Raw genomic sequence first — 13,576 nt, forward strand, 5'->3', positions numbered from 1 at the left:
CAGAGTAGCAAGGAACATAAAGTGAACGGAATGACCTCCACAGCCGTATGTTCCCCCTCACCCCAGCCCTCTCCCTCAAGGGAGAGGGGGTCGTCCGTGCAGGCATTATTTTGTGGGAAACCCTCAGCCCACAAGGAGAGGGAACCGATCGAGCACGTAGGCCCGGTAAGCGCAGTGCCACCGGGCAAAAACAGCGCTACTGATTCTCTATCAACAGCGCTTCCAGCAGGTCCAGATCGTGCAGCAGCTTTTGCAGCGTTTCGTTGCTGATCTGGCGCGTGGCGCGCAGATGGTACAGCTCGGCGCGCTCTGAGCGCAGCGCCGCCAGGCGGAACCGACGCTCCAGGTTTTCCTCCTGCAGCGAGCTTTCCACATCGTTACGCCCGTCCGCGCGGCGGCGCAGATTACCAATCACGCGGGAACTGACTTCCGTCAGCAGCTGATTGTCGATGTTCTCTTCCGCATCCGCGGCCAGACGCTCTTCCATCTTCTGAATCGCGACAATTGCCACTTCGGCGGTGGCCGCCCGGGCAATACGCTCCTCTTTATGCTGCTGGGTCGAATCACCGGCATCAATATGCTGGAGTAAAATAGGCAGCATAATCACGCCGACAAACAGTGAGAAGAGAATCACGCCCGCCGCCAGGAAGACCAGCTCGTAGCGCGCCGGGAAGACGTCGCCCGTGGGCAGCAGCAGCGGAATGGAGAGTACACCGGCAAGGGTGATCGCCCCGCGTACGCCCGCAAAAGAGGCGATCAGCAGCTCACGCGTTGTCCACGAGCCGAACTCCATCGGCTTTTTCTTCAGGAAACGTACGCTGAAGTTTTTCATCGTCCACAGCCAACCGAAACGCACCAGCATCAGCGCCATGTAGATCAGCACGATGTCGGTAAACAGCATCCAGACTTCAACGTTCGGATCGGCCTCCGCCGCCACCAGCGAGGATTCCATAATGCCCGGCAGCTGCAGGCCCAACAGCAGGAACACCATGCCGTTAAAGACAAATTCCAGCATGGCCCAGGTGCTGTTGGCACGCAGACGCATGGCCAGCGGCGCGCGGCGCATTACGCCGGAACGGGTAATGGTCATTCCCGCCGCAACCGCTGCCAGAATGCCCGACACGCCGATATGTTCGGCAATCAGATAAGAGGCAAACGGCAGCAGGAACAGCAGTACAATCTGCGTTGCGGGTTCATCGCCGCCCCAGCGGCTGAGGAAGCGCAATGAGCGGCCGTACAGCCAGCTCACCACGAAGCCTGCGAGAATACCGCCAATCGCCACCTTGAAGAATTCCAGCGTCGCGCCGCCGACGGTAAAGACCATCGTGCCCATCGCAACGGCCACGGCAAACTTCAGGGCAACCAGGCCGGAGGCGTCGTTCATCAGCGCCTCACCCTGTAAAATCCCCATGATTTTCTTCGGAATACGGCCTTCACCCACAATGCCGGACAGCGCCACGGCATCGGTTGGCGACAGCACGGCGGCCAGCGCGAAAGCCGGTATTAATGGAATACCCGGAACCGCCCAGTAGATCAGAAAACCAATCCCGACGACGGTGACCACCACCAGCGCCAGCGCCAGGCCGAAGATCTCGCGCCCATGCTCAAGGAATTCTCGCGTGGGCGTTTTCCAGCCATCGGCAAATAGCAGCGGCGGAATAAACAGCACGAGGAACAGTTCGGGGTCAAATTCCACGTGGAGGCCAAACGTCGGCCACGCCAGCAGCGCGCCGATGGCTATTTGCATTAATGGCAGGGGGACCTGAAAGGGCAGTACGCGTGTAACCACCCCGGATAGCGAGACCACAAGGGTCATGATGAGTATTGTGAAGAAGATTTCCATGCGTTCCCTGTTTGCTGTGTTGCTTATGTACTCCGGAAGGCGTCGTGCCTTTTATTCTATCTTCTCCAGAGTAACGCAAAAGGCAACAGGATGAGTCCTGAAAATAAAAACGGGCGGCCTGAGCCACCCGTTTTCGCATCAATGGACAACTTAGATTGCCCAGCCGCCCGCGTAGAACGCCACCAGCGCAACGGCGATAATCACGGTGCCAACGTTCAGCTTGCGCCATTCACCGGAAACCAGACGACCAATCACCAGCGACGCGAAGCCAATCATAATGCCGGTCACGATGTTACAGGTCAGGACGATGAAGACCGCGGTGATCAGGCCAGACATGGCGTCCACGAAATCCGCAAAGTCGATTTTCGCCACGTTGCTCAGCATCAGCAGGCCAACGTACATCAGCGCTGGCGCGGTCGCATACGCCGGAACCAGATAGGAGAGCGGAGAGAGGAACAGGATCAGCATGAACAGCACGCCGACGGTGATCGCCGTCAGGCCGGTTTTACCGCCTGCCGCCGTACCCGCTGCGGATTCGATGTACACCGCCGCAGGCGCCGCACCCACCAGACCAGAGAAGACGCTGCTCAGGGAGTCAGTGGTCAGCGCTTTGCCGCCGTCAATAATCTGACCGTCTTTATCCAGCAGGTTCGCCTGACCGGCCACCGCACGAATGGTACCGGTCGCGTCAAACACGGCGGTCATGACCAGCGCCAGCACGCTTGGCAGGATCACCGGGTTCAGCGCGCCAACGATATCCAGGCTGCCAATCAGGGAGTTGCCTTTGTCATCGCTTAGCGACGGCATGGCGAAGATACCGGAGAAGTGTACGGTTGGATCGAAAATCAGGCCGACGATGGATACACCGATAATGGTCAGCAGAATGCCGCCCGGGACTTTCAGTTTTTCCAGACCGATAATCACCGCCAGGCCGATCAGCGACATAATCACCGGGAAGCTGGCGAAGTGGCCCAGCGCCACCGGCAGACCGTCCAGCGGGTTCTTGATGACCAGACCGACGCCGTTGGCGGCGATCAGCAACAGGAACAGGCCGATACCGATGCCGGTACCGTGCGCCACGCCCTGCGGCAGGTTGCGCAAAATCCAGCTACGGATGCCGGTCGCCGAAATCACGGTAAACAGCACACCCATCAGGAACACGGCACCCAGCGCAACCGGTACGCTGATGTGCTGTCCCAGCACCAGGCTGAACGCGGTAAACGCGGTCAGAGAGATGGCGCAACCAATCGCCAGCGGCAGGTTCGCCCACAGGCCCATCACGATGGAGCCCACGCCGGCCACGAGGCAGGTCGCCACAAAGACGGCCGCTGGCGGGAAGCCTGCTTTGCCCAGCATGCCCGGCACAACTATGACGGAATAAACCATCGCCAGAAACGTTGTCAAACCGGCAACAATTTCCTGGCGCACGGTGCTGCCGCGGGCCGAAATTTTAAACATGGCGTCAAGTGAACCGCCAGTACGCGCAGATGGCGTAGACATAGAAAACATCCCCTGAGAGTTTTTTAGGAAGTCCGTAAGCGAGGTGGAGACGCCACTGCCAGCTGAACGTCAAATCCTTGTGTTGCGTTTGTGACGAAAGGGCGTCACAAAAAAAGCAAACGTTTAGCTCCGCGCTTACAAACGGGTGGTCAAATTAAGGCAAACGATTATCTAGCGTAATCCCCGCCCTTTTCAACTGAACTTTCTCGTTTTTCGCTAAAATTCACTTATGACGCTGAAGAAATAAACAGAGGATGCGCAAACGTTATCGTCTATGCGCAATTTATTTACATTTCAGTCCTCACCGGGAATAGATAACGGTCCACCTTGTTCCAGGGTTCTTTGCCAGCCAGGGCTGTTCTCAACTTTTGTCTTCCATGCCTGAATATGCGGCAGATTAGCGATACCGCCGCGCGCCAGCAGCGCAAAGATCGGGAAGCTCATCTGGATATCGGCCATGCTGAGCGAATCCCCGGCAAACCAGCTGTTTTCGGCAAGATGTGATTCAATAAAGCGCGCATGGGTCTCCAGCTGGCGGTTGAGATACGCTTTCTGCACCCCCTGCCCCAGCGCTTTGCCCAGGGTTCTGATACCAAACGGCACCGGCGGCTTGCCGAGGCTGTTGAAGACCAGCTTCATTAACAGCAGCGGCATCAGCGATCCTTCGGCGTAATGCAGCCAGAAGCGGTATTGCACCTTATGCGCCGGATCTAAAGGCTTAAGGCGTGACTCGGGATCGTACGTTTCCTGCAGGTACTCCAGGATGGCGCCCGACTCTGCAAGGATCAGTCCGTTATCTTCGATAACCGGTGATTTACCCAACGGATGCACCTTTTTGAGAGCCTCCGGCGCCAGCATGTTCTTTTCGCGTTGGTAGTGGACGATCTCATAAGGCAGGCCGAGTTCTTCCAGCGCCCAGATCGCGCGGTGCGAGCGCGACTGGTTAAGGTGGTGTACCGTGAGCATGGCTTTCTCCTGTTATTCATACTTTTTAACTATAGAAAATTGAACAACACCGCGAAAAAAATTCGTCTAAAAAACGGTCAATGAGGCTGGCGAAAAAACGGGTCTTGCATAGAATTAAAGTGTCAGCACAATCCGGAACCTCCCCAACCAGCTCGACACTGAGGGGTGCTGATGTCGGGGGAAACCCTCCCGTGAACCAGCGGGATAGAGTGAAAGACAAAGACCGGGAAAAACTAAAGCGCCCTTATGTGGCGCTTTAGTTCTTTATTATGCTTTTTGCCGGCCGCACAATCTCAATCCTCTTCCAGCAACCGCGCCCCCGTCCCCTGCTCGCCCAGCCTGTCGCCGGGGTTACGCAACGGACAATCGCTACGCGACAGGCAGCCGCAGCCGATGCAGCCATCCAGCTCGTCACGCAGCGCGACCAGCGTATGGATACGCCGGTCCAGCTCTTCACGCCACTGGGACGACAGCTCTTTCCACTCTTTCGGGCTAAGCGTATGCCCTTCCGGCAGCACGCCAAACGCCTCGCCGATTGTGGCCAGGGGGATTCCGATTCGTTGCGCAATTTTGATAATCGCCACGTAGCGGAGCACGTCGCGGGTATAGCGACGCTGGTTGCCCCCGTTACGGATGCTCTTGATTAACCCTTTGCTTTCATAGAAGTGGAGCGCCGATACCGCAACGCCGCTTCGCTTCGCCACTTCACCGGGAGTTAAAAGCGCTTTAATGCGCGGCAATCTCTTTTCCATAAAACCTCTTTACCTCAAGTTAACTTGAGGAATTATACTCCCCCGCAGAGAAAACGACGAATTAACCGAGATAGTTGTATCTACAGAGGGGCAACCTTATGTCGCATCAGCAGATTATTCAGACGCTTATTGAATGGATTGATGAACATATCGACCAACCGTTGAACATTGATGTGGTCGCTAAAAAGTCGGGCTATTCGAAATGGTATTTACAGAGAATGTTCCGCACGGTCATGCATCAGACGCTGGGTGAGTACATTCGCCAGCGCAGACTGCTGCTGGCGGCGCAGGCGCTACGCTCAACGCAGCGGCCCATTTTTGATATCGCGATGGACCTTGGCTATGTGTCGCAACAAACCTTTTCCCGCGTGTTTCGCCGCGAGTTTGACCGCACGCCGAGCGACTATCGCCACCAGTTGAATTAATCACCCTCAGTGCAAAGGTTGCTGCTGCCAGGTCATAAATTCCTGGGGCGGCATCGCTTTCGCGAAGTGCCATCCCTGACAAAACTGGACGCCGCGCTTCAACAGCCAGCTTACCTGCTCTGCCGTCTCTACCCCTTCCGCAATGGTTTTCAGCCGCAGGCTTTGCGCCATCTCGATAATATGCTCGGCGATCAGGTGGCTGGTACTGTTGGTCGTTAAGGTATCGATAAACGATTTATCAATTTTCAGAATATCCACGTTCAGCGAGTAGAGGTTGTGCAGGTTCGAGTAGCCTGTACCGAAATCATCGATCGCGACTTCATAACCCGCCTGACGGAAAGCCTGAATCACCGGGGTAGTTTTTGGCACATCGATAAAACCGCGTTCCGTCACTTCTATTTTGATTTGCTGCGCACGGACGGCGTAGTGGCGGGCCTTGTCGGAAATCATGGCGATCAGCCGCGAGGAGTGGAAATCCGTGGCCGACAGGTTAATCGAAATATAGAGATGCGGATGCTCGGCCAGGAAATGGCCCAGATCGTTGAACACCTCCTCAACGACATAGTCCGTAATCCGCTCGCTCATTCCCTCACTTTCCGCCAGCGGGATAAACTCAGCCGGGCTCATCACCTGCCCGTTAAAGCCAGGCCAGCGTAACAGCGCCTCCGCGCCCACACACTGGTTATTCTTAATATCAATAATCGGCTGATAGTGGACGCAAAGCTGTCGTTTGTTCAGCGCGCGGTGCAGTAAGCGCCCCGGCGAATTAAGCTCACGATGGGTACGGGACCATACCAGCAAAATAATAATGCTGCAGATCATGCCCAGCGGCAGCGTCAACGTCGCCTGGTGATAAAGCGTTTCATAAAAGCGTTTATTTGATGTCGAGACAATGGCCGCAATCGGTCTTTTGGGAGATGTTACGATCGTATAAAAGCGGTTATCTTTTTGAAATACCGATTCCTTATCCCGAATCATCGAATTTAATAAAGAAACATTGGCTTTCTGGCTGACGGAAAAGAAAGCATTGGTTACCGTGTCGTACACACCCCAGGAGAGAGAATGATCCGCGGACATGACTTCGCTGTATGAAAGCGGATTGACGACAACCACATAATTTCCGCGCTGCATATATGTCATTTTATAGCCAGTATAAAATGGGGTGTCGCGATAATAATAGATAGCGACGTCAGGTTTACGCGTGTAATTAGCGACAGGAATGGCGTAGGGGTGATCCGGTGTAAAAACGGTCGAACAAAGAAAATTCTGACCTTCAGCGTAAATTAAATCGGCGACAAACAGGCGGCCACGAACAACGTTCAGCATATATTGACGGTGTCCCGGCGTGCAAAGCTCGCCCTGATATTTTACCGCCTCGTCCCTGGCCAGCTCAACCTGTTGAATAACCAGCTCTGTTTTGTCTAAAGCCAGTTCAGCAAATGTGCGTAGCTGGGCGCTTGTTTCAGAAACGGCTCGTAGCTGGGCAAACCATAGCGCAAGCATCACCGGCAGCATAACTACCATGATGATCCCTACCACCCTGAGCATTTTGCGCCGCGCGCTACGATTCATTTCCCGCCCTATATCCATGCATGTTGTACGCCTGTAGTAATGAAGGCCGGATGCTTTGTTAAACAGGTGATTACGTTGCATGAATCATGCGAAGTTAGCAACTGACTTTTAGTATTAAAAATCTTAAATTTCGTTATGCCGATAATATTTTCCCGTAAGTTAAACTGTAAGTATTCGTTCCGTTTCAATTAAGGAAAATAATTATCCAGCCCGTTAGGGCTGACGGGAAGATAACACAACAGACGATCGTTGATTAAGCCAAACGTCTGACAGCATGAAAAAAGTACAACTTCATCGGGACGTTTTATGCTATTTGCTCGGAGGCATTGTGTTCGTTGATTTATAAATAGTCAGCCTTCACCACAATATTTTCAGGATTGGGTGAGAATAACGTCCCTCTTATAAAAACCGAATTTGCGGTATCACCACCTGCCCGATGTGCGTTTCCGGCACGCTGCGTGCCCACCTCCTCGTGCGCCGAAGGCCGAACCAACCCGCGCAATCGCCTTTTCTGAAGAATAAAATCCTCTTTTTTGATCGCTCAGACACTGGTGAATAAATCAACAAATGTGATATAGTTCACACATATTTTGTAACGAGAAACACCGTTTCATTCAGTTCGTCTGTTTTGTAGAGGATGGGTTTTATGGCAACCATTACTACCAGCATGGTTCTCCTGCGCTGGCCTTTGTTGAGTGCGGTACTGATGTTTTTAGCCAGCACGCTGAATATTCAGTTTCGTAAATCTGACTATGCGGGTCTTGCTGTTATCAGCACCCTGCTGGGGCTGGTTGCTGCCTGCTGGTTTGCAACGGGCCTGCTTGGCATTACCCTGCTGGATATCGCCGCCGTCTGGGAAAATATTAAAGTGGTGATGGTTGAGGCGATGAGCCACACGCCGCCAGACTGGCCGATGGTGATAACCTGATCCCTGACGGAATAAAAAAACCCAGACGATAGTCTGGGTTTTTTGTTTTCAGCACGCGGAAATCAGAACGGAATGTCGTCGTCGAAATCCATTGGCGGTTCGTTAGACGGCGCCGGAGCAGACTGCTGCTGCGGACGAGACTGCGCGCCGCCGCTGAACTGGTTGCCGCCCTGCGGCTGCTGAGGCTGACCCCAACCGCCCTGCTGCTGGCTCTGACCGCCGCCAGCCGGTGCGCCACCGCCCTGACGGCCACCCAGCATCTGCATAGTACCGCCCACGTTGACCACGACTTCCGTGGTGTACTTCTCAGCGCCGGACTGATCGGTCCATTTGCGGGTACGCAGCTGGCCTTCGATATAGACCTGAGAACCTTTACGCAGATACTCACCGGCCACTTCGGCCAGTTTGCCAAACAGCACAACGCGGTGCCATTCGGTCTGCTCTTTCATCTCACCAGTCGCTTTATCACGCCAGGATTCGGAAGTAGCCAGCGTAATGTTGGCAACTGCGCCACCACTCGGCATGTAGCGTACTTCCGGGTCCTGGCCCAGATTACCGACGAGAATCACCTTGTTTACGCCTCTGCTGGCCATGTTCGTGTCTCCTGAATACGTTTCTTAATAGTGTAAACGCGCGAGTGTACCATTTCCACGCGGCAATTTGCATAGTTGCTTAGTCGGTTCAGAAATCTCTCGCGGACTCGGCATTGTTACACAGCTAATCAGAAAATGCATTCCAATACTGTATATTCAAACAGGTCAAATTGTGTCATAATTAGCCGTTTCTGACAGCCGTTTGTCCTTCAAACAAATCAGGCAATCCGTGTTCCAACCGGGAAAGGTGAATGGATAAGATCGAAGTTCGGGGCGCCCGCACCCACAATCTCAAGAATATCAACCTCATAATCCCTCGCGACAAACTCATTGTCGTGACCGGACTTTCGGGGTCTGGCAAATCCTCACTGGCTTTCGACACTTTGTATGCCGAAGGACAGCGTCGTTACGTTGAATCGCTCTCTGCATACGCGCGTCAGTTCCTGTCGCTGATGGAAAAACCGGATGTCGACCACATTGAAGGGTTGTCCCCTGCTATCTCTATTGAGCAGAAGTCCACCTCGCATAACCCGCGTTCAACGGTCGGTACCATTACCGAAATTCATGACTACCTGCGTCTGCTGTATGCCCGCGTGGGCGAGCCGCGCTGCCCGGACCACGACGTCCCGCTGGCGGCCCAGACCGTCAGCCAGATGGTGGATAACGTGCTGTCGCAGCCGGAAGGCAAACGCCTGATGCTGCTGGCGCCGATCATTAAAGAGCGAAAAGGCGAACACACCAAAACGCTGGAAAACCTGGCAAGCCAGGGCTATATCCGCGCCCGTATCGACGGCGAAGTGTGCGACCTGTCCGATCCGCCAAAGCTGGAGCTGCAGAAGAAGCACACCATCGAAGTGGTGATTGACCGCTTTAAGGTGCGCGACGATCTCGCCACGCGCCTGGCGGAATCCTTTGAAACGGCGCTGGAACTCTCTGGCGGCACGGCCGTGGTCTCCGACATGGACGACCCAAAAGCGGAAGAGCTGCTCTTCTCCGCCAACTTCGCCTGCCCGATTTGCGGCTACAGCATGCGCGAGCTGGAACCGCGCCTGTTCTCATTCAACAACCCGGCGGGCGCGTGTCCGACCTGTGACGGCCTGGGCGTCCAGCAGTATTTCGACCCGGACCGCGTGATTCAGAACCCGGAACTGTCGCTGGCGGGCGGCGCCATTCGCGGCTGGGACAAGCGTAACTTCTACTACTTCCAGATGCTGAAATCGCTGGCAGAGCACTACAAGTTCGACGTTGAAGCGCCGTGGGCGAGCCTGAGCCCGAACGTGCACAAAGTGATCCTGTTCGGTTCCGGCAAAGAGAACATCGAGTTCAAGTATATGAACGATCGCGGCGATACCTCCGTGCGTCGCCACCCGTTCGAAGGGGTGCTGCACAACATGGAGCGCCGCTACAAAGAGACCGAATCCAGCGCGGTGCGCGAGGAGCTGGCAAAGTTCATCAGCAACCGCTCCTGCGCCACCTGTGAGGGTACGCGTCTGCGTCGCGAAGCGCGCCACGTGTTTGTGGAAAACACCGCGCTGCCGACCATCTCAGACATGAGCATCGGTCACGCGATGGACTTCTTCAACAACCTGAAGCTCTCCGGCCAGCGCGCGAAAATTGCCGAAAAAGTGCTGAAAGAGATCGGCGATCGCCTGAAGTTCCTGGTGAACGTTGGCCTGAACTACCTGACGCTTTCCCGCTCGGCTGAAACGCTCTCCGGTGGTGAAGCGCAGCGTATTCGTCTGGCCAGCCAGATTGGCGCGGGCTTAGTCGGCGTGATGTACGTGCTGGATGAGCCGTCCATCGGCCTGCACCAGCGCGACAACGAGCGCCTGCTCGGGACGCTGGTTCACCTGCGCAACCTCGGCAACACGGTAATTGTGGTCGAGCACGATGAAGATGCGATCCGCGCGGCTGACCACGTCATCGACATTGGCCCAGGCGCTGGCGTACACGGCGGCCAGGTGGTCGCGGAAGGGACGCTGAAGGACATCATGGCGGTGCCCGAATCGCTGACCGGCCAGTACATGAGCGGCAAGCGCAAGATTGAAGTGCCGAAACAGCGCGTAGCGGCAGATCCGGAAAAAGTGCTGAAGCTGACCGGCGCGCGCGGCAACAACCTGAAAGACGTCACCCTGACGCTGCCGGTTGGCCTGTTTACCTGCATCACCGGCGTGTCCGGTTCCGGTAAATCGACGCTGATCAACGATACGCTGTTCCCGATTGCGCAGACGGCGCTGAACGGCGCGACGCTGGCCGAGCCTGCACCGTACCGCGACATCCAGGGGCTGGAGCATTTCGATAAAGTTATCGACATTGACCAGAGCCCGATTGGCCGTACCCCGCGCTCTAACCCGGCAACCTATACCGGCGTCTTCACGCCCGTACGTGAACTCTTTGCCGGCGTGCCGGAAGCGCGCTCCCGCGGCTATACGCCAGGACGCTTCAGCTTTAACGTGCGCGGCGGCCGCTGCGAAGCGTGCCAGGGCGACGGCGTGATCAAGGTTGAGATGCACTTCCTGCCGGATATCTACGTGCCGTGCGACCAGTGCAAAGGCAAGCGCTATAACCGCGAAACGCTGGAGATTAAGTACAAGGGCAAGACCATTCACGAAGTGCTGGACATGACAATCGAAGAGGCGCGCGAATTCTTTGATGCCGTCCCTGCGCTGGCGCGTAAGCTGCAGACGCTGATGGACGTAGGCCTGACCTACATTCGTCTGGGACAGTCCGCAACCACGCTGTCCGGCGGTGAAGCGCAGCGCGTGAAGCTGGCGCGTGAGCTGTCAAAACGCGGCACCGGTCAGACGCTCTACATTCTGGACGAGCCGACTACGGGCCTGCACTTTGCCGACATCCAGCAGCTGCTCGAGGTTCTGCATCAGCTGCGCGATCAGGGCAACACTATCGTGGTCATCGAACATAACCTGGACGTGATTAAAACCGCGGACTGGATTGTCGATCTCGGCCCGGAAGGCGGCAGCGGCGGCGGTGAAATTCTCGTCTCCGGTACGCCAGAGACCGTTGCAGAGTGCGAAGCCTCGCACACCGCGCGCTTCCTTAAACCGTTGCTGTAATTGTCACACGGAGAGTTGCTGTCGGGTGGTTTCCGGCAGCAGCTCAACCGCCTGCTGATAGGACGCATCCACCAGGTAGTAGATCTGTGAGCCTGGAATCGATCCATCCAGATAGACGGTGCTCCAGTGCGCCTTATTGAGGTGCTTGCTCGGCCTCACGTCATCATGCTGTTGACGTAGCAAATCCGCCAGTTCAGGGCTGGTTTTCAGCGACGCCGCCGGACGGCCTTCCACCTCTTTCACCATCGCAAACAGGACATCTCCCACTTTAATCTGCGTGGCTTTCCAGTCGCTATGAACGCTCTGCTCCGCGCCGGGCTTGCTCATGCAGTACTGAAGTATCTCCGAAATTGTCATCTTTATTCCCCTTGTAGCGTGGCGATAATTTTACGCGAACCACCGTGAATGCGATGCTCTCCCAGCCAGATCCCCTGCCACGTTCCCAACAGCAGCCGCCCGTTGTGAACCGGCAGCATCAACGATACGCCCAGCAGGGAGGATTTAATATGCGAAGGCATATCGTCCGCCCCCTCATAGTCATGCTCGTAAGGCGCGTTGTCCGGGACGCTCTTCAAAAAATGGTGCTCCATATCGGACCGGACGGTGGGATCGCAATTTTCATTAAGCGTGAGAGAGGCGGACGTGTGCTGAAGCAGCAGATGCAGCAAACCCGTTTTCACCCGCGACAGGTCGCGGAGTTGACCGATGACTTCATCCGTCACCAGGTGAAATCCGCGTGGTTTAGCGCTTAAGGTCAGGGTCTGTTGGTACCACATGTGCTGCTCCGTGATGAAAGATGAATCTTTCTAAGTGTGCAGCAAGAAGACGAAAGGTAAAACCCGCAGCAGCGAGATTTGATTAAAAAAGAGTCAAACCCGCTGCCATGTACTTAATACTCCGAATTGACGATCACCTCTTCGCCAAACTTTCCGGCCATCGGAAGCGGTCGATAGGTCGAGTTAGAGGCGCGCAACACCCTGATCCCTCTGGCTCCCACGTCATGCGCGGCGGTGATGTCGTTATCCGAATCGCCGTAGAATACTTTGATATTTTTCTTTTCCAGCCACTGGGTTTTGGTGTTTTGCCCTTCTTTGTCACCGGCAAAAATGACCGGATTCATGCTGGTCGCCGGGATCTGGAAATCATCCTGCAGCGTTTTAGAGACGGTTTCGGTTTTGGTCTGACTGCGGCCGGTGACAAAGTAGATGCTGTCACCGCGCTTCACGTGCATAGCAATAAGCGCACGGGCAATCTCTTTCGGGATGCTGAATTCGTCCCAACCGTTATTCATTTTTTCCCAGAATTCCGGGTTCTTCAGATACGCTTCGCTGTCGGGTGAATACGTTTTCTTCCCGCGCCAGAAGCCGGGGCTTGAGAACAGCACGGTATCGTCAATGTCAAAACCCACGGCCATTGGCGCACGGCCGATCAGGCTGTTTTCGATTTGGGCCACGGAAACCCAGTGAATGGGTGCCTGCTCGGCGAGAATGGCGGCGGTGGTGCCGGTGTAAAGCGGCGTCGGGGCAGAAGCTCGCGCGACGACGGCGCTATTAAGCGAGAACAATAAGCAGGCGGCGCTGAGCGCCAGTGTGATCTTGCGCATATTTTCCCCTGAATATTCAGTTTGTTATCGTTTTAATTTGAGTAGATGGTCAAAAAACTATCCGACCATAACCCCAGCGGGAGGTGAAGGGAAGGAGTTTTTGCTTATGAAGCTGAATAAAAAGAAGACGATCACAAAGCGCCGGGCAAGGTTTTTGTGCGGCCAGATGCCCTCACCCCAGCCCTCTCCCATAGGGAGAGGGAGAACACCCAGCCCGTAGGCCCGGTAAGCGAAGCGCCACCGGGCAAGGTTTTGTGCGGCCAGATGCCCTCACCCCGCCCCTCTCCTACAGGGAGAGGGGGAAGCGAATAGTAAGTACT

General features: G+C 55.4%; 12 protein-coding genes. 3 read left to right on the forward strand and 9 right to left on the reverse strand.

Annotated features, from left to right (window positions below):
- Nucleotides 1-196: 196 nt before the first annotated feature.
- The 4 genes from DEO48_RS21315 to soxR all read right to left on the reverse strand — a co-directional run bounded on the left by DEO48_RS21315 (nucleotide 197) and on the right by soxR (nucleotide 5,061).
- Nucleotides 197-1,843, reverse strand: coding sequence for a Na+/H+ antiporter (locus DEO48_RS21315; RefSeq protein ID WP_023310060.1), 1,647 nt, complete (start codon nucleotides 1,841-1,843; stop codon nucleotides 197-199).
- 150 nt (nucleotides 1,844-1,993) lie between these two features.
- Nucleotides 1,994-3,343: a guanine/hypoxanthine transporter GhxP gene (ghxP, locus tag DEO48_RS21320; RefSeq protein WP_023310059.1), complete on the reverse strand. Its 1,350-nt coding sequence runs from the start codon at nucleotides 3,341-3,343 to the stop codon at nucleotides 1,994-1,996.
- Nucleotides 3,344-3,637: 294 nt separating this feature from the next.
- Nucleotides 3,638-4,309, reverse strand: coding sequence for a glutathione S-transferase family protein (locus DEO48_RS21325; RefSeq protein WP_109846225.1), 672 nt, complete (start codon nucleotides 4,307-4,309; stop codon nucleotides 3,638-3,640).
- Nucleotides 4,310-4,602: 293 nt separating this feature from the next.
- Entirely contained in the window at nucleotides 4,603-5,061 is a 459-nt protein-coding gene (gene soxR, locus DEO48_RS21330; protein WP_023331806.1) for a redox-sensitive transcriptional activator SoxR, read from the reverse strand.
- Nucleotides 5,062-5,159: 98 nt separating this feature from the next.
- On the opposite strand from soxR, the gene soxS reads away from it, so the two are divergent.
- A complete protein-coding gene (gene soxS, locus DEO48_RS21335; protein ID WP_013095071.1) occupies nucleotides 5,160-5,486 on the forward strand; it encodes a superoxide response transcriptional regulator SoxS in 327 nt (108 codons plus the stop codon).
- 6 nt (nucleotides 5,487-5,492) lie between these two features.
- Here soxS and DEO48_RS21340 read toward each other — a convergent pair whose 3' ends face one another.
- The gene (locus DEO48_RS21340) at nucleotides 5,493-7,058 is read right to left on the reverse strand and encodes an EAL domain-containing protein (RefSeq protein WP_032662576.1); all 1,566 of its coding nucleotides are present in this window, start codon (nucleotides 7,056-7,058) and stop codon (nucleotides 5,493-5,495) included.
- A 646-nt stretch (nucleotides 7,059-7,704) separates the two neighbouring features.
- On the opposite strand from DEO48_RS21340, the gene DEO48_RS21345 reads away from it, so the two are divergent.
- A complete protein-coding gene (locus tag DEO48_RS21345; protein WP_109846226.1) occupies nucleotides 7,705-7,986 on the forward strand; it encodes a YjcB family protein in 282 nt (93 codons plus the stop codon).
- A gap of 62 nt (nucleotides 7,987-8,048) precedes the next feature.
- On the opposite strand, the gene ssb1 is transcribed toward DEO48_RS21345, so the two are convergent.
- On the reverse strand, nucleotides 8,049-8,579 hold the full coding sequence (ssb1, locus tag DEO48_RS21350; RefSeq protein WP_023310055.1) for a single-stranded DNA-binding protein SSB1: 531 nt from the start codon (nucleotides 8,577-8,579) through the stop codon (nucleotides 8,049-8,051).
- 251 nt (nucleotides 8,580-8,830) lie between these two features.
- Here ssb1 and uvrA point away from each other — a divergent pair, with 251 nt between their 5' ends.
- Entirely contained in the window at nucleotides 8,831-11,653 is a 2,823-nt protein-coding gene (uvrA, locus tag DEO48_RS21365) for an excinuclease ABC subunit UvrA (protein ID WP_042718374.1), read from the forward strand.
- A gap of 3 nt (nucleotides 11,654-11,656) precedes the next feature.
- On the opposite strand, the gene DEO48_RS21370 is transcribed toward uvrA, so the two are convergent.
- The 3 genes from DEO48_RS21370 to aphA all read right to left on the reverse strand — a co-directional run bounded on the left by DEO48_RS21370 (nucleotide 11,657) and on the right by aphA (nucleotide 13,256).
- The gene (locus DEO48_RS21370; protein ID WP_023310053.1) at nucleotides 11,657-12,010 is read right to left on the reverse strand and encodes an MmcQ/YjbR family DNA-binding protein; all 354 of its coding nucleotides are present in this window, start codon (nucleotides 12,008-12,010) and stop codon (nucleotides 11,657-11,659) included.
- Nucleotides 12,011-12,012: 2 nt separating this feature from the next.
- Entirely contained in the window at nucleotides 12,013-12,429 is a 417-nt protein-coding gene (locus tag DEO48_RS21375) for a secondary thiamine-phosphate synthase enzyme YjbQ (protein ID WP_023310052.1), read from the reverse strand.
- Nucleotides 12,430-12,542: 113 nt separating this feature from the next.
- The gene (aphA, locus tag DEO48_RS21380; protein ID WP_109846229.1) at nucleotides 12,543-13,256 is read right to left on the reverse strand and encodes an acid phosphatase AphA; all 714 of its coding nucleotides are present in this window, start codon (nucleotides 13,254-13,256) and stop codon (nucleotides 12,543-12,545) included.
- Between the last annotated feature and the right edge of the window lie 320 nt (nucleotides 13,257-13,576).

It is taken from the genome of Enterobacter sp. CGMCC 5087, from assembly GCF_003144775.1.
Classification (GTDB): domain Bacteria; phylum Pseudomonadota; class Gammaproteobacteria; order Enterobacterales; family Enterobacteriaceae; genus Enterobacter; species Enterobacter cloacae_M.